We start from the raw sequence: 20,949 nt of genomic DNA on the forward strand, positions 1-20,949 counted from the left end.
CTCAGCCCGCGACATCGAACCCCTCCCCCGTGAGCGCCACGAACGCGTCCTCCAGGGAGGCCCGTTCGACACCGAAGCCGCGGACCCGGACCCCGGCGGTCACCAACGCCGCGTTGACTTCGGCGAGATCACGATCCGGGGGTTCGGCGGTCACCCGGTCCTCGGTGACGATGACGTCGCCGGCGCCCTGCTCCTTCAGCACCCGGGCCGCGTCCCCGGCGTCGGGCGTGGTCACGACCAGCCGGCCGCGCGTCCCGGCCGCCAGCTCCGCCACCGCGCCCTGGATGATCAGCCGACCCTGCGCCATCACCGCCGCGTGCGTGCACACCTGCTCGATCTCGTCGAGGAGGTGGGAGGAGAGGAAGACGGTCGTGCCGTCGGATGCCAGTTCCCTGACCAGGGCACGGATCTCGCGCATGCCCTGCGGGTCGAGGCCGTTGGTCGGCTCGTCCAGGACGAGGAGCCTGCGCGGTTGGAGCAACGCCGCCGCGAGCCCAAGCCGCTGCTTCATGCCGAGCGAGTACGCCTTCGCCTTCTTGCCCGCGGCGGCCGTCAGGCCCACCCGGTCCAGCGCGGCCGCGACGCGGGTGCGCCGGGTGCGCGGATCGGCGGTCGGGTCGGCGGCATCGTAGCGGATGAGGTTGTCGCGGCCGGAGAGGAAGCCGTACAGAGCGGGTCCCTCGATGAGCGCGCCGACGTGCGGCAGTACGGCGCGCGCGGCCCGGGGCATGGGTTGCCCGAGCACGCGTGCGGTACCGGAGGTGGGCGCGATGAGGCCCATCAGCATGCGGATGGTGGTGGTCTTGCCGGAGCCGTTGGGCCCGAGGAAGCCGAAGACGCTGCCCGCCGGGACGGTCAGATCGAGACCGTCCACGGCGAGCTGCCCGCCGCGGTAGCGCTTGGTGAGCGCGCGGGTGGCGATCACCGTGCCGACGTCGCCGGCCTGGTCGGATTGGTCGGCATGGTCGGATCGGTCTGCCCGGGCCACCTGCTCGGCCTGGACGACCTGTTCGACCCGGCCGGATCGATCGACCTCGTCGCCCTCCGCGGCGGGCAGTTCCTCCATGGGCTCCTCAGGCTCCTCAGATTCCTCGACTAGTGCTGCGCGTACGGCGGCCGGTGCCGGGTCACTTCCCCGACTCGGCCGCCTTCACGAGCGCGTCCTTGTCGACCGCGCCCACGTAGACCTTGCCGTCGTCCGTGATCAGGGCGTTGATCAGGCGGGTCTTGAAGACCGTGCCCGAGCCGAACTTGCCGGTGACCTTGTCGCCCAGGGAGTCGAGGAAGCCGCCCATGTCGCCGCCGACCTCACCGCCGGAGGGAACGCCCTCGCCGCCGCTGTCGAAGACGGCCACGGAGTTCCAGCCCTCACCGATGACCTCGGGGCCGCCCTTGGGCGCCTTGCCACGCTCGCCCTCGGACTTCGGGCCACCGAACTCCTTCTCGAACTCCTTGCGGAGTTCGTCCTCGGACTTCGCGGTGCCGTGCTCCGAAGCCGCGCCGTCCAGATCGCCCTCCTCGGTGACCTTCGCACCCTTCGGCGGGGTGAAGTCGAAGGTGGAGGCGGCCGGCTTGGCGAAGCTGACCTGGGTGAAGCCCGCGTCGATCACGGCCGCGCCACCGCTCGACGGGGTCAGCGTGAACTTCAGCGGCATACCGGTCTTGGCGTCCACGGCCACGGTGATCGCACCGACCGTGGTCCCGGACTGCTTCGGCTTGATGAGCAGCCGGTAGGCGTCCCGGCCCGCGACCTGCGCGGTGCCGTCGACGGTGACGGACGTGGTGTCGTCGACCGCCTTCAGGGCTTCCTCGGTGAACTCCTTGGGAGTGGCCGGTACCTCTTCGGCCTTCCCCTTGCCCTTCTCGCCCTGGGGCTCCTCGGCAGTGCCGTGGAACACCTCGTTCGACTTGCTGTCGTAGCCCCAGATGTCCTTGCCGTTGTGGATGAGGCTGTACTCGGCGGCGTTCTCCAGCAGGGAGAGCTTCTGCCGGTCCGGGCCGTCGGCGGCGACGCGCAGCGTGTGCGTGCCGGACGCGAGCTCGGTGAGCTTGGCCGTGGGGTCGGCGGACGACCCCTCACCCGACCCCGACCCCATGGCGCCGGAGGCGAGGGTGGACTCCAGCCCACCGAGGTCGGGCAGGCCCAGATCGGTGGTGATCTTGAAGGTGCCGGACAGCTGCTGCACGTCCGACTTGGCGATCTTCTCGATGAGTTGCTGCGCGGTGATCTCCGGCAGGTCCGGGTCGCCGGAGTCGGCGATCGCCGGGACGAGCCCGATGGTCGCCGCCGCGACTCCCACAACCGTGGCCGGGACGATGTACCGCGCGGCCTTGCGCCGTCGCGCCGCGCGCAGGTCGTCGCCCTCCCCGGCGGTCGTACTGTCGTCGGATGCGTACGGTGCCATGTCTGCCTTACCTCCGTCGTCGGCGGCGGCCAACCGTCTCGTTTCCTCGCCCGCGAGTCTCTCGACCCCGCACTCGTCCACCCCTGAGCCGCCATTCTCACCCGAATCGGTGAGGAGTGGTGATTTCCGTGGTTTCCATCTGACCAAATCCGCCAGGGAGATTCGTCAACCTCCGGAGCCAACTCCGCGTACACCTGCGGTATGACACACGGAGGCGGCGCCTCCCCCGACCCGTAGGGGTTGGCGGGGAAGACGCCGCTGCGGATGCGCGCCGCAGTGCGGATCAGCGTTGCGGATCAGCGTTGCGGATCAGCGTTGCGGATCAGCCGTTGATGAACACGTAGTCCGCCTGGTACGGCACCTTGACGACGGCGCCGGGCGTGCAGGAGCCGGCCGGGGCGACGCCACCGACGGTGTTCAGCCTCAGGATCTCGGCCGTGTCGGCGAGGAGGCCCCGGTGCTCGCCGGACTGAGTGGCCTTCAGATCGAGCTCGGGGATGCTCTTGTCGCCGTTCGGGGTCTTGGAGATGAGGGCCCCCGTCACCGCACTGCCGTCCCGCGCGATCCACTGCGGTGTACCGGAGTTGGGCGCGACGAAGGAGTGCGCGATACGGCCGCCGAGCACGGCGCTGACATCCCGCTGGGCGAAGGCGTTCCCACCGCCCTCAGCCGGCTTGCACTCGTAGATCTGCTTGCCCTTGATGACGGACGCCTGGAAGTTGTCGAGCGCGTCACGGAAGTCGAACTCGGCGACGGTGACCTTGTGGAGCTGCCCCCGTACGGCACCGCCCGGGAACTCGGCCGTGTGGAGGTTGGCGTAGAAGGAACTCGGGTCGGTCTTGAGGGCGTTGAGAAGGGCGGCGTCCTTCACGGTCACGGTGCCGGTGACACTGTGCCCCCTGCTCTTGCCCAGCAGGCCGCCGAAGTCGACCTTGATGCCGCCATTGGTGCCCTTGGCGCCCTGGTGGATGTGGAGGGCGGTCGGCTTGCCGGTGCCGCGCCAGGTGACGGCGACGGACACCTTGTCGCCCTTGACCTTCACGAACTGCACGGCGGCACCGTCCTTGTCGCCGACGGCGGGCCCACCCTGGACGGGAACCTCGTTCGCCCCGCGAAGACTGGCGGCGAGGACGGTGCCGCCGTTACTGCCACCGGCGGCCCCACTCTGGCTCACGATCCCCTGCGCGTCGCCTCCGGCATGGCCCGCGTGGTCAGCACGGTCACCTCCGGCGGCGAAGGCGGGAATCACCGCGGCGGCGACACCACCGGCGGCAGCCACCGCGACAGCGGTGACGATCAGGCTCTTACGGCGCTTCGAGAACGTCGCTTTCATGCCCATGATTCTTTTTTCTCCCCGTATTGCGGCTGACACCCCCTGCGTCAGCTTCTGGGCATGAATACGGAGAGGATCTTAGTTTGGACTCAGTCCAGCATTGTGATGTGCGTCACGCCCATCCAGCCCGTCCGGCGCTTGAGGACGAGGCCCTTTCGGGGCCGAAGCGGGGGTCCGGGGGCGGCAGCCCCCAGGGACGGGTAGGGGCGGCGGGGGCGAACCCCCATCGGGCGAACCCCTATCCGGCCCGATGCACCACGGCGTCGCACAACTCCATCAACGCGGCCTTGGCATCAACATCCGCCAACGGCGCCAGCGCGGCCCGCGCATCCTCCGCATACCGCACCGTGTCCCGCCGAGCCTGCTCCAACGCCGGATGCTCCCGCAACGCGTCCAACGCCTCCGCGAGCCGCGCGTCGTCACTCAGATCGGAGTCCAGCAGCTCGCAGAGCGCGACATCCTCCGCCAGCCCCAACCGCTCGGCCCGCTCCCGCAACCGCAGCACCGGCAGCGTGGGAATCCCTTCCCGGAGATCCGTCCCGGGCGTCTTCCCGGACTCACGGGAGTCACTCGCGATGTCCAGCACGTCATCCGCCAACTGGAAGGCCACCCCCAGCCGCTCCCCGTACTGGGTCAGCACATCGACCACCGTCTCGTCGGCGCCCGACATCATCGCCCCGAAGCGGCACGACACCGCCACCAGGGACCCGGTCTTCCCGCTCAGCACATCCAGGTAGTGCTCAACGGGGTCCCGCCCGTCCTGCGGCCCAGCCGTCTCCAGGATCTGCCCCGTGACCAGCCGCTCGAACGCCTCGGCCTGCACCCGCACGGCCTCGGGCCCGAGGTCGGCCAGGATGTGCGAGGCCCGCGCGAACAGGAAGTCGCCGGTCAATACGGCAACCGAGTTCCCCCAGCGGGCGTTCGCGCTGTCGACCCCCCGCCGCACCGTCGCCTCGTCCATCACGTCGTCGTGGTACAGCGTCGCCAGATGGGTCAGCTCCACCACCACCGCGGACGGTACGACCCCCGGCGCATACGGGTCCCCGAACTGGGCAGTAAGCATCACAAGCAACGGCCGAAACCGCTTTCCACCCGCTCGCACCAGATGCTGGGCGGCCTCGGTGATGAAGGGGACCTCACTCTTGGTGGCTTCGAGCAATCCCTCCTCGACAGCCGCCAATCCGGCCTGGACATCGGCTTCCAGAGCCTGGTCCCGCACGCTCAGCCCGAACGGCCCGACGACGGTCACGAGGGGTCTCCTGTCTGCTGGTGTCTTCTGGCGGTTACACGGTTTGTCGATAGGTCGCTGACATCACTCAAGTCAGCGTATCCGGTCACGTTTCGATCACCGATGCCGCCCACCCGTCCACCACGGGCGGTATCGGATCACGACCGGTATGTTTTTGATCACCTGAAACGGACGGATATCTATCGACTTATAGGGAAGTAGCGGCCCGTGTCCCGAACCCAAGTCGACATCGAGCCCGAGAACGAGCCCCCGCCCGGCGACGACCACGCCTTCTTCGGCCAGCCCAGAGGCCTGCTCACCCTGTCCGGCCTGGAGGTCTGGGAACGCTTCTCGTTCCTCGGCATGCAGGCCATCCTCGTCCTGTACTTCGCCGACGCGGTCTCCTCCGGCGGAATGGGCATGTCGGCCGGAACCGCCGCTTCCGTCTCCGCCGCCTACGGCACCCTCGTCTACCTGGTCTCCGTCGCCGGCGGCTGGCTCGCCGACCGCATCCTCGGCTCGTACCGCGCGGTCCTGTGGGGCGGCATCCTGATCGCCTGCGGCCACTACGCCATGGCGGTGCCGACGGCCGGCATGACCTGGGTGGGCCTCGGCCTGATCAGCGCGGGCACCGGACTGCTCAAGCCCAACGTCGCCACCATGGTCGGCAAGCTCTACCGCACCGACGACGACCGCCGCGACGCCGGATTCGCGCTCTACTACATGGCGATCAACATCGGCGCCTTCGCGGGCCCGCTGGTCACCGGCTGGCTCGGCGACCACAGGGGCTGGCACTGGGGTTTCTCCGCGGCGGCGATCGGCATGACGTTCGGCCTGGTCCAGTACGTCGTCGGCCGCCGGCACCTTGCCGGACGGAAGCACGCCGCCGAATACGCGCTGGCCCCGGCCCCCATGCGCCGGGCGATCCACCTGATCGCCTCGGGTCTGGTCGTCACCGCCGCGCTCGCCGTCCTCCTCGCCGCGGCCGGCTGGCTCACCATGGACCGCTTCGTCGACCTGCTCACCCTCGTCTCGGTGATCGCCCCGGTCGTCTACTTCGCGGTGATGTTCACCAGCCCACGTGTGACCCCCGAGGAACGCGGCCGGCTGCGGCCGTACATCGTCCTCTTCCTCGCCTCGACGGTCTTCAACTTCATCCTCTTCCAGGCGTACTCGACGATGATCCTGCTGGCCTCGACGAACGCCGAGACGACCATCCTCGGCTTCGACTTCCCCGCGAGCTGGTACGCCTCCGCGCTCGGCGCGTTCGAGGTCGCCCTCGCCCCCGTCGTCGCCGCGCTGTGGGTCCGGATGGGGCACAGCCAGCCGCACGCGTCCAACAAGATCGCGATCGGCGTCGTCCTCGGCGGCCTGTCCTTCCTGCTGATGGTGGTGCCGACCTCCGGGCACTCCTCCGACGACTACCTCATGTCCGTCTGGTGGATCGTGGGTTCCTACCTGCTGCTCGGCCTCGGTGACGTCCTCCTGGAGACCTCGGGCATGTCGGCCACGACCAAGCTCGCCCCGGCCGCCTTCGCCAGCCAGACCATGTCCCTGTGGTTCCTCTCCCTCGCTCTCGCCAACGGCATCCAGGCCCAGACGGTGAAGCTCTACGACGACGTCTCCAAGCCCGCCTACTTCGGCGTCAACGGCGCGATCGCGGTGGCCGCGGGGCTGGCCGTGATGGCCTCCGCGCGCTGGCTGCGCCGCACGATGCACCCGGTGCACTGACCCGACGGGGGACCCGCTCATGCACATCCGTACGTCCTTCCCCTACGAGACGACTCACGAGGACCTCTGCATCCCGCTCCCGGACGGGACTCTGCTGTACGCGCGCGTGTGGCGCCCGCTGACCGACGAGCCCGTACCGGCGCTCCTGGAATACCTGCCGTACCGCCTGACCGACTGGACCGCACCCCGCGACCACCAGCGCCACCCCTGGTACGCCGGCCACGGCTACGCCTCCGTGCGCGTGGACATCCGCGGGCACGGCAACAGCCAGGGCATGCCGACCGATGAGTACTCGGCGACGGAGCTGGCCGACGGGGCCGAGGTCGTCAACTGGCTGGCTGCCCAGCCCTGGTGCAACGGCCGGGTCGGCATGTTCGGCATCTCCTGGGGCGGCTTCAACTCCCTCCAGATCGCGGCCCTCGCACCCGAGCCGCTCAAGGCGATCGTCACCGTCTGCTCCACGGACGATCGCTATGACAACGACGTGCACTACATGGGAGGTTCCGTCCTGGCGGTGGACATGCACGCCTGGGCGTCGACGATGCTCGCCTTCGTCTCCCGGCCGCCGGATCCGCAGTACGTCGGCGAGGCCTGGCGCGACATGTGGCTGGGGCGTCTGGAGTCCGTGGACCCGTTCATCCACACCTGGCTGAACCACCAGACCCGCGACGACTACTGGCGCCACGGCAGCGTCTGCGAGGACTACGGCGCGATCGACGCCGCCGTCCTTGCGGTGGGCGGCTGGCACGACCCGTACCGCGACACGGTCCTGCGCCTCGTGGAGCACCTGCCCACCGACCGTGTCCGCGGCCTGATCGGCCCCTGGTCGCACCAGTACCCCGACCGCGGCCTGCCGCCGGGCCCGGCGATCGGCTTCCTCCAGGAGACGTTGCGCTGGTGGGACCACTGGCTGAAGGGCGAGGACACCGGCGTCATGTCCGAGCCCCTGCTGCGCGCGTACGTCAGCGACTCTCACCGCCCTGCCACGGTGTACGCCGAGCTGCCCGGCCGCTGGGTCGGCGAGCCGGCCTGGCCCTCTCCTCACGTGAGCGGGCTGACGTACGCCTTCCAGGGCGCCCCCGTCCTGGTCCGCTCCCCCATGCATACGGGCCTCGACGCCGGCCGTTTCTTTCCCTTCGGCAACGATGCCGACCTGCCGCCCGACCAGCGGGAGGAGGACGGGCGATCGGCGTGCTTCGAGTTCGAAGTGGGCGAGGAGACCTGGGTGTTGGGGCGGCCGAAGGTGCGGCTGCGGCTGACGTCGGAGGTGCCGCGCGGGCAGGTCGTGGCCCGGCTGTGCGACGTGGCGCCCGACGGCTCCTCGACCCTGGTCACGCGGGGCGTGCTGAACCTGTCGGCCCGCCATGGCCGGGATCGTGCGGTGCCGTGGGAGCCGGGGGCCACCGAGGACGTGACCTTCGAGCTGAACGGCATCGGCCACGTCTTCCCGCCCGGTCACCGCATCCGTCTCGCGGTCTCCTCCGCGTACTGGCCGTGGATCTGGCCCCAGCCCGACTCGTCGGCGGGCTTCACCCTCGAACCGGCGGGGAGCTCCCTGGAACTTCCGGTACGCGCACGTGCGTTGGACGGGACAGCGATCGGCTGCGAGGAAACGGAGATCACCTTCGAGGAACCGGAGCAGGCGGAGCCGCTCGGCGTGAACACCCCCATCACGCTGGACGAACCGCGCCCCGAGCGACTCGTCGTACGGGACGTGGCCAAGGGCGAGTGGCGCCTGGAGGTCGACCCTCGCTACGGCGGCACGCGCGTGTACCCCGACGGTCTGGAGTTCACCGAGGACGCCCTGGAGACGTACACGATCAACGAGGCGGACCCCCTGTCGGCCCGCACCCGCTCGGAGTGGTCAATCCGCCTGCACCGCCCGGAGCTGGCGTGGGACGCCACGGTGCACACGCGCTCGGAGATCAGCTGCGGCAAGGAGCACTTCGTCACCTCCAACGAGGTGATCTGCCTGGAGGGCCAAGAGGTACTTTTCCACCGGACATGGGAGAAACGGACTCCACGGACAGCCGGTTAAAGGCGAGTTGGATTCATTGCCCGATTTGCCGCTCTTGTGGATGCCAGTGAGTTGGGTCACGCACGGGTAGTCGCCCACCCTGCCCGGCAGACCGCGTCCCTCCTTGCGCCAAGCGCAAGTTGAGGCTTGGCAACCGCAAAGGATCAAGTGCCCCATACGCACCAGACCATGGTCAACCGGCACGACAGGGGCCACGGCACTTGTTCCGGGCATGTGCTCTCGCATACGTTCCCGCTCGTCGGGCGGACGCCGAATCCTGCCGCCGCCCGATTCACCCACCGACTCACTCACTCACGCACGGCAGGAGCGGGGGACCCAGGTAAGTCGCCGAACCGGCCGCCTTGATGGCGCACCGGCGCGGCTCGGGGTTAAGTCACGCTGCCACCCGGCGGTGCGACCGGGCACCTCCCCGCCCGAACCCGACAGCTCACCTCGCAGGCGCCGGAGAGGAACAGCGCCATGCCCCGAGGCAAGCACCGCCGCCCCCGTACCAGCCCGCTCACCCGCCACGTCATCGCCGCCGGCACCGGCACCGCCGCCCTCGCCCTCCCGCTCCTGAGCGCGACCACCGCGAGCGCCGCAGAGCCGGCCCAGGCCACCGCCCAGGCCACCGCCCCGGCCAAGGTCGGATCCGTCACGTACACCACGAAAAAGGGCGATTCGCTCTACGGAATCGCGGACCGGTACGACGCCCAGGGCGGCTGGAAGCAGCTCTACAAGGACAACCGCAAGGCCATCGGCGACAACCCCCGGCTGATCCACCCGGGCCTCGACCTGAAGGTCCGCGCGACGAAGAAGGCGAGCACGGCGAGCAACACGGCCGACAAGGCGTCCGCCCCCGCCAAGAAGTCCTCCGTCGCCCAGGCGACCCAGGCCTCCGTGAAGACCTTCCCGAACAACCTCGACGGCTGGATCCGCAACGCGCTGGACATCATGGCGCAAAACGGAATTCCGGGATCGTACGAGGGCATTCACCGCAACATCATGCGTGAGTCCTCCGGCAACCCGTCCGCCATCAACAACTGGGACTCCAACGCCGCCAAGGGCACCCCGTCCAAGGGCCTCCTGCAGGTCATCGACCCGACCTTCGCCTCGTATCACGTGCCGGGGACGGTGTACGACCCCTTCGACCCGGTCGCGAACATCGTGGCCGCGTGCAACTACGCGGCCGCGCGATACGGCTCGATCGACAACGTGAACGGGCCCTACTAGGCAAAGACCTGGGCTTACTGGGCGAAATCGGCCAGGCTGCCCACGAACAGTCGCTCGAGGACGACGGCGATGCCGTCGTCCTCGTTCGACAGGGTGATCTCGTCGGCGACCGCCTTGAGTTCGGGGTGCGCGTTGGCCATGGCGACCCCGCGCGCGGCCCAGTCGAACATGGGGATGTCGTTGGGCATGTCCCCGAAGGCGATGGTCTCGTGCGCGCCGAGGCCGAGATGCTCGGCCGCGAGCGCGAGACCGGTCGCCTTGGTGATGCCGCATGGCTGGAGTTCGACGGTCCCGGGCCCCGACATGGTGACCGTAGCGAGGGAGCCGACCACCGAGCGCGCCGTCGCCGCCAACTCGTCGTCCGAGAGGCTGGGATGGCGCAGCAGCACCTTGCTGATCGGCTCGCACCACAGGTCGTCGCGATGCTGGACGCGTACGGCGGGCAGGGTGGGGTGGGGCATCAGATACCCGGGCTCGATGAGCGTGAGGCCGTCGACGCCGTCCTGGTCGACGGCGGCGTACACCTGCCCCACCTCGGCCTCGATCTTGCCGAGCGCGGTCTCCGCCAACTCCCGGTCCAGGGTGACGGACCACAGCAGACGGTCCGCGCCGGCGTCGTACAACTGCGCGCCCTGTCCGCACACCGCGAGCCCCGTGCTGCCCAGGGCGTCGAGGAGCGGCCGCACTCTGGGCGCCGGCCGCCCTGTCACGACGAGGTGCTGTGCACCGGCCGCCGCCACCAGCGCGAGCGCGTCGATGGACCGGTCCGAGAGCGTGTCGTCGCCTCGGAGCAGCGTCCCGTCCAGGTCAGTGGCGATGAGTGAATATGCGATAGGTGCGGCCATGATCAGAGAATACGGACAGGAGGCCCCGTCGACTCGACGCGAACCGGACGGCTGCTGTGTTCACATGTGTTGACACCTGTTCCGGTTGCGGCTCTGGTTCCGCTTCTGTCTCCGGTCCTTTCCCCCGTTCCGCTTCCGGGTGGCAACTTCCCTCCGCTTGTGGCGATTTCACCCCCACGTGGTGCCTGCGGGCTCCTTGATGGTGGTGTTGATTCGGTTGAACATGTTGGTGACGGCGACGGTGAGGATCAGCGCCGACAGTTCCTTCTCGTCGAAGTGGTCGGCCACTTCGTCCCACAACGCGTCCGGCACCGACTCGTGCGAACGGTCCGCGAGCCTCGTCATCGCCTCGGTCAGCTGCAGCGCGGCCCGCTCGGCGTCGGTGAACCAGGGCGCCTCGCGCCAGGCGGAGACCGAGTCGATCCGATCGTCGCTCACCCCCGCCTTGCGCAGATTGGTCGTGTGACCGTGCACACAGGCGCCGCACCCGTTGATCTGGCTGGCGCGCAGCCCGACGATCTCGGCCAGCTCCTGCGACAGGCCACCCTCCCCGATCGCCTGGAAGAGAGTACCGATCCCCTTCATCCCGCCGGACAGGACGTACGCGGGGTTGGTCATCCGTGCCTGCATGGTTCTCGCCTCCTGGGTGAGTGATTCCGTCCTCACTGCACTGACGAAGCGGAGAAGCCAGGTGTGACCGCACTGCGGCGACCTGGTGATTCGCCGGCTCGGCGACGCGATCTCCGCACTGCCCAAGACACGCGACTCACACGTAACGTGTGGCCCGAACACATGGCAATGGCATACGGAGCGGATGAGAGTGAGGCAGCACCCCATGCCCCCCTTCGATCTCCCCGAGGGCGACCCCTTCGGCACGCACAACCTTCCGTACGGCGTCTTCTCCCTCCCCGGCTCGGACTCCGCGCGCAGGATCGGCGTCCGGCTCGGCGACCACGTCCTCGACGCGGGCAAGGCGGCCTACACGCTCGGCTCGCCGTACGCCCCGCTGCTCGCGCAGGACACCCTGAACCCGCTGCTCGCCGCCGGCCGCACCACCTGGTCGGACGTGCGGCGCGCCCTGACGGCGTGGGTGACGGTGCCGGCGCACCAGGAGGCCATCGCGGACCTCCTCCATCCGCTGTCGTCGGTGACCCTGCACCTCCCCTTCGAGGTCGCTGACTACGTCGACTTCTACGCCTCCGAGAACCACGCCCGGAACGTCGGCCAGATCTTCCGCCCGGACGCCGCGGACTCCCTGACCCCCAACTGGAAGCACCTGCCGATCGGTTACCACGGCCGCTCGGGCACGGTCGTGGTCTCCGACACGTATGTCGTACGGCCCTCCGGCCAGCGCAAGGCCCCCACCGATCCGGCGCCGCTCTTCGGCCCGTCGGTCCGCCTCGACATCGAGGCCGAGGTCGGCTTCGTGGTCGGCGTCCCGTCGGAGATGGGCCGTCCGGTGGCACTGGGCGACTTCCGCGAACACGTCTTCGGCCTGTGCCTGCTCAACGACTGGTCGGCACGCGACATCCAGGCCTGGGAGTACGTCCCCCTCGGCCCGTTCCTCGGCAAGTCCTTCGCCACCTCGGTGTCGGCGTGGATCACCCCGCTCGACGCGCTGGAGGAGGCCCGGGTGGCACCCCCCGAGCGGACGGACCCCCTGCTGCCATACCTGGACGATTCCGACCCCTCAGCGGAACCCGGCGGCTACGACCTGCGCATCTCGGTGGCCATCAACGGCCACGTCGTCTCCGAGCCTCCTTTCTCCACCATGTACTGGACGGCGGCCCAGCAACTGGCCCATATGACCGTGAACGGCGCCTCGTTGCGCACCGGCGACCTGTACGGCTCCGGCACGGTGAGCGGCCCGACGGAAGCCGAACGCGGGTCACTGCTGGAGCTGACCTGGAACGGCCGGGACGCTCTTGAACTCCCCGACGGCAAGCGGACGTTCCTGGAGGACGGCGACGTGGTGACACTGTCCGCCTGGGCTCCGGGGCCGGGCGGGGTTCGCGTGGGACTGGGTGAGGTCACCGGGCAAGTTGTAGCAAGCGTTTGACACAAACCTCGGAGAGGCCGCATCTTGTACTCACCACTTGATACAAGCGGTGAGTACAAGTCTGCGTACGTGCGTGCCAAATCCGCGTACGAACCATCTCCACGGGGGTCTGTGTCTCTCATGCTCGAAGTCGGTTCGCGCCCATCCACGTCGGCGCCCGCGTCCCGCGCACCCGTCGACCGCTATGCCCGCTGGACAGGCCTGGCCGTCGGGGTGTCGGCCGCCCTCTGGCTGTCGCCCCTGAACAACGGAGAGGGCACCCTCTACGCGATCCTGGCCTTCGGCCTGTGCGCGGTCGCCGGCGTACTTCTCGGCGACGCGCTGACCGCGCCGCGCCGGGGCGCCGTACGCACGGCCGGCCTCACCCCACGCCGGGTCCGGGACTACGTCCCGCCTCGCATGACCCTCCTGCTGCTCTGCCTCGCAGCCGCACTGGTCGTCCTGCTGACGACGGCAGCCGCGGTGGCGTCGCCGGACGACCTGGGCCGTGCGGGGCGCGCTCTCACGGTGGCGTGCGGGGGCGTGACTCAGTCGTACACGCCTTGGCCCGGCCTCTACTACGGCCTTCCCACCCTGGCTTCCCTCACCCTCTCCACAGCCGCTTGCGGCTGGTCCCTGCGGCGCATCTCGACCCGCCCCGGCGACGAACAGTCCCGCCGCGACCGGGCGTTGGCGATCGTCGCGGCGTGGGGGTTGGTGGTCTCGTCCTCCCTGTTCGGCGCGGCCTCGACGGTGTCGGGCGCACTGATGAGCACGACGTGCGACGGCGTGGCCGGAGCCGTGGGGAACTGGACGGTGTGGCCGCTGGGGCTGCTCGCCCTGATCACGGCACCGTGGTGCCTGTTCACGATCATCTCGCCTCGGGCGACGGCGTGGAAGGGCCGTCGGCACCACACCCGCGGGGTCGGCCAGCAGTGAGCGGGGCGGCCCTGCGCGTCGACACGACCAGCCCGGTCCCGCCGTACGAACAGATCCGTGCCCAGCTCGCCGCCCTGATCTCCACCGGCCGTCTCGCCGAGGGCGAACGCCTTCCGACGGTACGGCAGTTGGCCGCAGACCTGGGGCTGGCCACGGGAACAGTGGCACGGGCGTACCGCGAACTGGAAGCAGCATCCCTGATCCGCACCCGGCGAGGTGCGGGCACCCGCGTCGCCCCGCTCCCCACAGGCGCCCACCGCCCGGATCGGGCTGAACTGGCTGCACTGGCACGACGGTTCGCAGCGGAAGCACGTGCGCTGGGAGCGGACGACACAGAGGTGGAGGCGGCGATCCGGGAGGCGCTACGGGGGTAGGGGGTGACGGCGATCCGGGAGCCGCTACGCGCGTATGAGGTAGTGGCGGTACCCGAAGGCCGCGAAGGTTGGCGAGTTCGGCGACTCTTCACCGCTGACTCCGGCGACCGTCACCGTCATACTGGCTGGCGGTGGTGTGTTCCTCGCCCACCGCCCCGCACAGCCGCCCTCGCACCTTCCCTGACCAGGATCCGGAGCCCTTGGCATGACCGTCTGCCTGCTCCTGTTGAGCATCGTCGCCCTGACGGCCGCCGTACCCGTCCCGCGAGCGCTGACCCGGGCGAACTGGCCCGAACGGGAACCCGTGGTCGCGCTCTGGGTATGGCAGTGCCTGGTCGCCACCGTCCTGCTGAGCTGCCTGACGGCCCTGGCCCTGGGCACCGCGGCCGTCTTCGGCACGGTGCGTGCCCAGCTCTTCGCTCCGGCGCCGCCGTCGGTGACCGAGGCGTACGACCTCTCGGCCGCGCCCACCTGGGCTGCCGTACTCAGCGTGCTGCTGGCCTGCGGTGCGGCATGGACGACCGCGATGCTGGCCCGCGAGCTCGTCGAGGCGCGCCGGCGACGCGGCCAGGCCAGGGCCCACCTGCGCGAACGCGCCCCCGACCTGCCCGCCGGCCTGGGTTCGGCGCGCGGCCCGCTCCTGGTGCTGGAGGACGAGTACCCGGACGCCTGGTGGATGCCCGGCAGCCCTCCCCAGCTGATCGTCACCACGGGGGCCCTGCACCGCCTCACCGACCACCAGCTCGACGCGGTCCTCACCCATGAGCGTGGCCACGCCCAAGCCCGCCACGACTGGCTGCTGCACCTCTCCACCGCGCTTGCCACCGGCTTCCCCCGCATCCCGTTGTTCGCCCACTTCTGCGACCAGACCCACCGCCTGGTCGAACTCTCCGCCGACGACACCGCGTCCCGTCGCTGCGGTCACCTCACGACGGCCCTGGCCCTGATCGAGCTCAACCAGCACCGGGGCGTTCTCTCCTGCTCCTCCACCAACCGCCTCCTTGGCGAACGCGTCAACCGCCTCCTCCAGCCCCCACCCCGCCTGGGCCGCCGCCACCGGGCCCTCACCACGGCACTGGCAGCGCTGGTGCCGCTGCTCCCCCTCCTGATCACGTTCGCGCCGGGGCTGACAGCGCTCGGCTGACGCCCGAATCCGAGGCAGGGGGTGCCGGCGTAGCCGGTCATCTCGGGCCAGCTGCTTGATCAGTCCGGCCGAACTGGGGCCGCCGATGCCGCGGAGTCAGCGAGCAGCCGTAGGGGCGTAGACGGGCACGCTGGGACAGCTACGCGGCACCCCACCAGCGCCGGGCTGCCCGCCCCACCCCGGCCCACGTCAACGCCGGGCACACGTCAGTCCCTCCCCCGCTCCCAACCCTCAGGCCCAGTCCCCGGCCCTCTACTCCCAGTCCTCCGGCTCCGCATCCATCTCGGGCCAGTCGTCCGCCCCGGGATCCGCACCCGGATCCGCCTCGTCCGCCGCCCCCGCGCCGGGCTCCCCACGCACCGAACGCAACACCTCCAGCACCCCCTCCCCATACGTCGCCAGCTTCTTCTCCCCCACTCCGCTGACGCTCCCGAGCTCCCGCACGGACGCCGGCCACACCGTGACGATCTCCCGCAACGTCGCGTCATGGAAGATCACATACGCCGGTACTCCCTGCTCCCGAGCCTGCTCGCCACGCCAGGCACGCAGCGCCTCGAAGGCCGGCGCCAGTTCCTCCGAAAGCTCGGCCACCGCGGCCTTCGCCTTGCGCTCCCCCCGCCCGGAGCCCGCGGAACCCGACCCCGACGCCGACCGCGAGGCCGCCGGCTTCTTCGGCTCCTTGCGCAGCGGCACATCCCGCTCCCGCCGCAGCACGGTCCCGCTGGCCTCCGTCAGCACGAGGGTGCCGTACTCCCCCTCGACCGCGAGCAGCCCCTGCGCCAGCAACTGCCGGACGACACCGCGCCATTCGCCCTCGCTCAGCTCCTCGCCGATGCCGAACACGGACAACTGGTCGTGGTCGAACTGGATCACCTTGCCCGTGCGCTTACCCAGCAGGATGTCGACGATCTGCACGGCGCCGAACTTCTGCCCTCGCTCCCGCTGCAGCCGCACCACCGTCGACAGCACCTTCTGTGCCGCGATCGTGCCGTCCCAGGTCTCCGGCGGGGTGAGGCAGGTGTCGCAGTTGCCGCAGCCCATCCGGTCCGGGTCCTGGCCGAAGTAGGCGAGCAGCTGACCGCGCCGGCACTGGGCCGTCTCGCACAGCGCCAGCATCGCGTCCAGGTGCGCGGCGGCCCGGCGCCGGAACGCCTCGTCGCCCTCGCCCGACTGGATCAGCTTGCGCTGCTGTATGACGTCGTTGAGGCCATAGGCCATCCAGGCCGTGGAGGGCAGTCCGTCCCGTCCGGCGCGGCCCGTCTCCTGGTAGTAGCCCTCGACCGACTTGGGCAGGTCGAGGTGGGCGACGAAGCGGACGTCCGGCTTGTCGATGCCCATTCCGAAGGCGATGGTCGCCACCACGACCAGTCCCTCCTCCCGCAGGAACCGGGACTGGTGCGCCGCGCGTGTGCCCCCGTCCAGGCCCGCGTGGTACGGCACCGCCTCGATGCCGTTGCGGCTCAGGAACTCGGCCGTCGCCTCCACGGACTTGCGGGACAGGCAGTAGACGATGCCCGCGTCACCCGTGTGCTCCTCGCGCAGGAAGCTCAGCAGCTGCTTCTTCGGGTCCGCCTTGGGCACGATCCGGTACTGGATGTTGGGCCGGTCGAAGCTTGCCACGAAGTGCCGGGCCGTCGGCATGCCCAGCCGCTCGGTGATCTCCTGGTGCGTCGCGTGCGTGGCCGTCGCCGTGAGCGCGATCCGCGGGACGTCCGGCCAGCGCTCGCCGAGCAGCGAGAGCGCCAGATAGTCGGGACGGAAGTCGTGGCCCCACTGGGACACACAGTGCGCCTCGTCGATCGCGAAGACGGCGATCTTGCCGCGCGACAGCAGGTCCAGCGTCGAGTCGAGCCGCAGCCGCTCCGGCGCGAGGTAGAGCAGGTCCAGCTCACCCGCCAGGAACTCTGCCTCCACCACCCGCCGCTCGTCGAAGTCCAGGGTGGAGTTGATGAACCCGGCGCGCACGCCGAGCGCCCGCAGCGCGTCCACCTGGTCCTGCATCAGCGCGATGAGCGGCGAGACGACGACGCCCGTACCCGGTCTGACCAGCGACGGGATCTGGTAGCACAGCGACTTCCCACCGCCGGTCGGCATGAGCACGACGGCATCCCCGCCGTCCACCACATGCTCGATGACGGCTTCCTGCTCGCCCCGGAAGGCCTCGTACCCGAAGACCCGGTGCAGCGCGGCCAGCGCCTCGCTCCTGCCCGCCCCACCCGTCCCGGCCGCCTCTGGCGCCTCGGTCACCCTTGGCATCTCCCTGATCCCACCCGTCACACCCATCGCCATGTCCCCCGTACGTCGTCCCTCGACCACTGCATCCACGATAGGGGCCCGCACCGACAGCCCCGGAGTTATCCACAGGCTCGCGCCCACCGCAGCACAGCGGCCCGGCACCCCTCGGAGGGAAGCCGGGCCGCCACCGCTCATGCGGGCGGCGCGTCAGCGCACGAACACTCCCGCCTGCCCGGCCAGATCCAGGAAGTACTGCGGGGCCACGCCCAGCACCAGCGTGACCGCCACGCCGACTCCGATCGCGGTCATCGTCAGCGGCGACGGAACGGCGACCGTCGGCCCCTCCGGGTTCGGCTCGCTGAAGAACATCAGCACGATGACGCGGATGTAGAAGAACGCCGCGATCGCGGACGAGATCACACCGACCACGACCAGCGGGCCCGCCCCGCCCTCCGCCGCCGCCTTGAACACGGCGAACTTCCCGGCGAAGCCGGAGGTCAGCGGGATGCCGGCGAAGGCCAGCAGGAACACCGCGAACACGGCCGCCACGAGCGGCGAACGGCGTCCGAGACCGGCCCACTTGGACAGGTGCGTCGCCTCACCACCCGCGTCACGCACCAGCGTCACCACGGCGAACGCGCCGATCGTCACAAAGGAGTACGCGCCCAGGTAGAAGAGGACGGACGACACCCCGGACGGCGTGGCCGCGATGACACCCGCGAGGATGAACCCGGCGTGTGCGATCGATGAGTACGCCAGCAGCCGCTTGATGTCGGTCTGCGTGATCGCGACGATCGCACCGCCCAGCATGGTGACGATCGCCACGCCCCACATGACCGGCCGCCAGTCCCAGCGCAGGCCGGGCAGGACGACGTACAGAATGCGGAGCAGCGCGCCGAACGCGGCCACCTTCGTCGCCGCCGCCATGAACCCGGTGACCGGCGTCGGCGCACCCTGGTAGACGTCGGGCGTCCACATGTGGAACGGCACCGCGCCCACCTTGAACAGCAGCCCCATGACGATCATCGCGGCGCCGACGAGCAGCAGCGCGTCGTTGCCCATCGTGTCCGCGAGTGCCGGGCTGACCTCCGGCACCGTGCCGTCGACGACCTGCGCGATCGTCGCGTACGACACGGAGCCCGCGTAGCCGTAGAGCAGCGCGATGCCGAACAGCGTGAACGCGGAGGCGAAGGCACCCAGCAGGAAGTACTTGACCGCGGCCTCCTGCGACATGAGCCGCTTGCGGCGGGCCAGCGCGCACATGAGGTACAGCGGGAGCGAGAAGACTTCCAGGGCGATGAACAGTGTCAGCAGGTCGTTGGCCGCCGGGAAGATCAGCATGCCCGCGACGGCGAACATCAGCAGCGGGAACACCTCGGTGGTGGTGAACCCGGCCTTCACGGCGGCCTTCTCGCTGTCGCTGCCCGGCACGGACGCCGCCTGCGCGGCGAAGGAGTCGACCCGGTTGCCGTGCGCCGCCGGGTCGAGTCGCCTCTCGGCGAAGGTGAACAGGCCGACCAGGCCCGACAGCAGGATGGTCCCCTGCAGGAACAGGGCCGGTCCGTCGACGGCGATCGCGCCCATCGCGGCGATGCCCGCCTTGGTCGTGGCGTACCCGCCGGCCGCCAGCGCGACGACCGCCGCGAAGGCTGCTACAAGTGCCACGACGGAGACGAACACCTGCGCGTAGTAACGGGACTTGCGCGGGACGACCGCCTCGATCAGCACGCCTACGATCGCCGCACCGACGACGATCAACGTGGGCGAGAGCTGTCCGTACTCGATCCTCGGCGCGTCGATCTTCGAGATCGGGTCGGCCGCGGTTGTCCACAGGCTGTGGACGGCTGATGCGCTCACTTGGCCGCCTCCACCTCGGGCTGGGGGTCCTTCTTCTGTACGTCGGACATGGTCTGCTTGACCGCCGGGTTGACGATGTCCGTGACGGGCTTCGGGTAGACGCCCAGGAAGATCAGCAGTACGACCAGCGGGGCGACGACCACGAGCTCGCGCACCCTGAGGTCGGGCATCGCCGAGACCTCCGGCTTCACCGGGCCCGTCATCGTCCGCTGGTAGAGGACGAGGGTGTAGAGCGCGGCGAGCACGATGCCGAAGGTGGCGATGATGCCGATCACCGGGTAGCGCGTGAACGTGCCGACCAGGACCAGGAACTCACTCACGAAAGGCGCCAGGCCCGGCAGCGACAGGGTCGCCAGACTGCCGATCAGGAAGGTGCCGGCGAGCACGGGCGCGACCTTCTGCACTCCGCCGTAGTCGGCGATGAGCCGCGATCCGCGCCGGGAGATCAGGAAGCCGGCCACCAGCATCAACGCAGCCGTCGAGATGCCGTGGTTGACCATGTACAGCGTCGCGCCGGACTGGCCCTGGCTGGTCATCGCGAAGATGCCCATGATGATGAAGCCGAAGTGCGAGATCGACGCGTACGCCACCAGCCGCTTGATGTCCCGCTGCCCGACCGCGAGCAGCGCACCGTAGATGATGCTGATCAGCGCCAGGACGAGGATGGCGGGCGTCGCCCACTTGCTGGCCTCCGGGAACAACTGGAGGCAGAAGCGGAGCATCGCGAAGGTGCCGACTTTGTCGACGACCGCGGTGATGAGGACGGCGACCGGAGCGGTGGCCTCCCCCATCGCGTTGGGCAGCCAGGTGTGCAGCGGCCACAGTGGGGCCTTCACCGCGAAGGCGAAGAAGAAGCCGAGGAACAGCCAGCGTTCGGTGTTCGTCGCCATGTCGAGCGTGCCGTTGGCCCTGGCCTCGGCGATCTCCTGAAGGCTGAAGTTCCCGGCGACCACATACAGGCCGATCACCGCGGCCAGCATGATCAGACCGCCGACCAGGTTGTAGAGCAGGAACTTCACAGCCGCGTACGACCGTTGGGTGGCCGCCGTCTTCTCGCCGTGCTCGTGGGCACGGTCCCCGAAGCCGCCGATGAGGAAGTACATCGGGATGAGCATGGCTTCGAAGAAGATGTAGAAGAGGAAGACGTCGGTGGCCTCGAAGGAGATGATCACCATCGCCTCGACGGCCAGGATCAGGGCGAAGAAGCCCTGCGTCGGCCGCCAGCGCGAGCTGCCGGTCTCCAGCGGGTCGGCGTCGTGCCAGCCCGCGAGAATGATGAACGGGATCAGCAGCGCCGTCAGCGCGATCAGCGCCACCGCGATGCCGTCCACGCCCAGTTCGTACCGGACTCCGAAGTCCGCGATCCAGGCGTGGGATTCGGTGAGTTGGTAGCGGTCGCCGTCCGGGTCGAAGCGGACCAGGATCGTGATCGCGAGGGCGAGCGTGGCGAGCGAGACGAGCAGCGCCAGCCATTTGGCGACGGTGCGCTGCGCGGCCGGTACGGCGGCCGTGGCGATCGCCCCGATCGCCGGGAGCACCGCCGTGGCTGTCAGCAGAGGAAAGGACATCG

Annotated in this window: 16 protein-coding genes and 1 riboswitch; of the genes, 7 read left to right on the forward strand and 9 right to left on the reverse strand. The window is 69.7% G+C overall.

The features are described 5' to 3' along the window. Position 1: 1 nt before the first annotated feature. The 4 genes from ACIA8X_RS35900 to ACIA8X_RS35915 form a co-directional block, all read right to left on the reverse strand. Positions 2–1,066, reverse strand: coding sequence for an ABC transporter ATP-binding protein (locus tag ACIA8X_RS35900; protein ID WP_399460049.1), 1,065 nt, complete (start codon positions 1,064–1,066; stop codon positions 2–4). A 61-nt stretch (positions 1,067–1,127) separates the two neighbouring features. Further along, positions 1,128–2,405, reverse strand: a complete 1,278-nt coding sequence (locus tag ACIA8X_RS35905; protein ID WP_393458668.1) for an outer membrane lipoprotein carrier protein LolA — start codon at positions 2,403–2,405, stop codon at positions 1,128–1,130. A 322-nt stretch (positions 2,406–2,727) separates the two neighbouring features. After that, positions 2,728–3,738, reverse strand: coding sequence for a CHRD domain-containing protein (locus ACIA8X_RS35910; RefSeq protein ID WP_393458665.1), 1,011 nt, complete (start codon positions 3,736–3,738; stop codon positions 2,728–2,730). A 238-nt stretch (positions 3,739–3,976) separates the two neighbouring features. Continuing rightward, positions 3,977–4,987, reverse strand: a complete 1,011-nt coding sequence (locus ACIA8X_RS35915) for a polyprenyl synthetase family protein (protein ID WP_393458662.1) — start codon at positions 4,985–4,987, stop codon at positions 3,977–3,979. A gap of 207 nt (positions 4,988–5,194) precedes the next feature. Here ACIA8X_RS35915 and ACIA8X_RS35920 point away from each other — a divergent pair, with 207 nt between their 5' ends. The 3 genes from ACIA8X_RS35920 to ACIA8X_RS35930 all read left to right on the forward strand — a co-directional run bounded on the left by ACIA8X_RS35920 (position 5,195) and on the right by ACIA8X_RS35930 (position 9,947). Further along, positions 5,195–6,697 (forward strand): peptide MFS transporter, encoded by a 1,503-nt coding sequence (locus tag ACIA8X_RS35920; protein ID WP_393458659.1) that lies wholly within the window; start codon positions 5,195–5,197, stop codon positions 6,695–6,697. A 19-nt stretch (positions 6,698–6,716) separates the two neighbouring features. Beyond that, on the forward strand, positions 6,717–8,735 hold the full coding sequence (locus tag ACIA8X_RS35925) for a CocE/NonD family hydrolase (protein WP_399460050.1): 2,019 nt from the start codon (positions 6,717–6,719) through the stop codon (positions 8,733–8,735). A 266-nt stretch (positions 8,736–9,001) separates the two neighbouring features. Next, positions 9,002–9,189: riboswitch (cyclic di-AMP (ydaO/yuaA leader) on the forward strand. 5 nt (positions 9,190–9,194) lie between these two features. Continuing rightward, positions 9,195–9,947 carry a transglycosylase SLT domain-containing protein gene (locus ACIA8X_RS35930; protein ID WP_393458653.1) on the forward strand — a complete coding sequence of 251 codons (753 nt, stop codon included), beginning with the start codon at positions 9,195–9,197 and terminating at the stop codon, positions 9,945–9,947. Positions 9,948–9,961: 14 nt separating this feature from the next. Here ACIA8X_RS35930 and ACIA8X_RS35935 read toward each other — a convergent pair whose 3' ends face one another. Both ACIA8X_RS35935 and ACIA8X_RS35940 read right to left on the reverse strand, forming a co-directional pair. Beyond that, positions 9,962–10,792, reverse strand: coding sequence for an HAD family hydrolase (locus ACIA8X_RS35935; protein ID WP_393458650.1), 831 nt, complete (start codon positions 10,790–10,792; stop codon positions 9,962–9,964). Between the two features lie 168 nt (positions 10,793–10,960). Further along, positions 10,961–11,422, reverse strand: coding sequence for a carboxymuconolactone decarboxylase family protein (locus tag ACIA8X_RS35940; protein WP_393458647.1), 462 nt, complete (start codon positions 11,420–11,422; stop codon positions 10,961–10,963). Positions 11,423–11,627: 205 nt separating this feature from the next. Here ACIA8X_RS35940 and fahA point away from each other — a divergent pair, with 205 nt between their 5' ends. From fahA to ACIA8X_RS35960, 4 genes are all read left to right on the forward strand, one after another. Beyond that, a complete protein-coding gene (gene fahA / locus ACIA8X_RS35945; protein ID WP_393458644.1) occupies positions 11,628–12,851 on the forward strand; it encodes a fumarylacetoacetase in 1,224 nt (407 codons plus the stop codon). A 120-nt stretch (positions 12,852–12,971) separates the two neighbouring features. Then, positions 12,972–13,769, forward strand: coding sequence for a hypothetical protein (locus ACIA8X_RS35950; protein WP_393458641.1), 798 nt, complete (start codon positions 12,972–12,974; stop codon positions 13,767–13,769). Further along, positions 13,766–14,143, forward strand: coding sequence for a GntR family transcriptional regulator (locus ACIA8X_RS35955; protein WP_393458639.1), 378 nt, complete (start codon positions 13,766–13,768; stop codon positions 14,141–14,143). The genes ACIA8X_RS35950 and ACIA8X_RS35955 overlap by 4 nt, the downstream gene beginning before the upstream one ends. 205 nt (positions 14,144–14,348) lie before the next feature. Next, a complete protein-coding gene (locus tag ACIA8X_RS35960) occupies positions 14,349–15,287 on the forward strand; it encodes a M56 family metallopeptidase (protein WP_393458636.1) in 939 nt (312 codons plus the stop codon). Positions 15,288–15,539: 252 nt separating this feature from the next. Here the strand turns inward: ACIA8X_RS35960 and recQ are convergent, their stop codons facing one another. From recQ to ACIA8X_RS35975, 3 genes are all read right to left on the reverse strand, one after another. Continuing rightward, positions 15,540–17,570, reverse strand: coding sequence for a DNA helicase RecQ (gene recQ, locus ACIA8X_RS35965; protein WP_393458788.1), 2,031 nt, complete (start codon positions 17,568–17,570; stop codon positions 15,540–15,542). Between the two features lie 159 nt (positions 17,571–17,729). Beyond that, a complete protein-coding gene (gene nuoN, locus ACIA8X_RS35970) occupies positions 17,730–19,379 on the reverse strand; it encodes an NADH-quinone oxidoreductase subunit NuoN (protein ID WP_393458633.1) in 1,650 nt (549 codons plus the stop codon). Beyond that, positions 19,376–20,947 (reverse strand): NADH-quinone oxidoreductase subunit M, encoded by a 1,572-nt coding sequence (locus ACIA8X_RS35975; RefSeq protein ID WP_393458630.1) that lies wholly within the window; start codon positions 20,945–20,947, stop codon positions 19,376–19,378. Before ACIA8X_RS35975 ends, nuoN begins: the two co-directional genes overlap by 4 nt. Positions 20,948–20,949: the final 2 nt, after the last annotated feature.

This window comes from Streptomyces sp. NPDC051738 (assembly GCF_044453205.1).
Taxonomy (GTDB): domain Bacteria; phylum Actinomycetota; class Actinomycetes; order Streptomycetales; family Streptomycetaceae; genus Streptomyces.

Bases quoted from the DNA above. Each gene is read 5' to 3' on its own strand.
- ACIA8X_RS35940 (WP_393458647.1), bottom strand. From the start codon at position 11,422: ATGCAGGCACGGATGACCAACCCCGCGTACGTCCTGTCCGGCGGGATG.
- ACIA8X_RS35950 (WP_393458641.1), top strand. From the start codon at position 12,972: ATGCTCGAAGTCGGTTCGCGCCCATCCACGTCGGCGCCCGCGTCCCGC.
- ACIA8X_RS35925 (WP_399460050.1), top strand. From the start codon at position 6,717: ATGCACATCCGTACGTCCTTCCCCTACGAGACGACTCACGAGGACCTC.
- ACIA8X_RS35935 (WP_393458650.1), bottom strand. From the start codon at position 10,792: ATGGCCGCACCTATCGCATATTCACTCATCGCCACTGACCTGGACGGG.
- ACIA8X_RS35905 (WP_393458668.1), bottom strand. From the start codon at position 2,405: ATGGCACCGTACGCATCCGACGACAGTACGACCGCCGGGGAGGGCGAC.
- ACIA8X_RS35900 (WP_399460049.1), bottom strand. From the start codon at position 1,066: ATGGAGGAACTGCCCGCCGCGGAGGGCGACGAGGTCGATCGATCCGGC.
- ACIA8X_RS35960 (WP_393458636.1), top strand. From the start codon at position 14,349: ATGACCGTCTGCCTGCTCCTGTTGAGCATCGTCGCCCTGACGGCCGCC.
- ACIA8X_RS35910 (WP_393458665.1), bottom strand. From the start codon at position 3,738: ATGAAAGCGACGTTCTCGAAGCGCCGTAAGAGCCTGATCGTCACCGCT.
- recQ (WP_393458788.1), bottom strand. From the start codon at position 17,570: ATGGGTGTGACGGGTGGGATCAGGGAGATGCCAAGGGTGACCGAGGCG.
- fahA (WP_393458644.1), top strand. From the start codon at position 11,628: ATGCCCCCCTTCGATCTCCCCGAGGGCGACCCCTTCGGCACGCACAAC.
- ACIA8X_RS35930 (WP_393458653.1), top strand. From the start codon at position 9,195: ATGCCCCGAGGCAAGCACCGCCGCCCCCGTACCAGCCCGCTCACCCGC.
- ACIA8X_RS35975 (WP_393458630.1), bottom strand. From the start codon at position 20,947: ATGTCCTTTCCTCTGCTGACAGCCACGGCGGTGCTCCCGGCGATCGGG.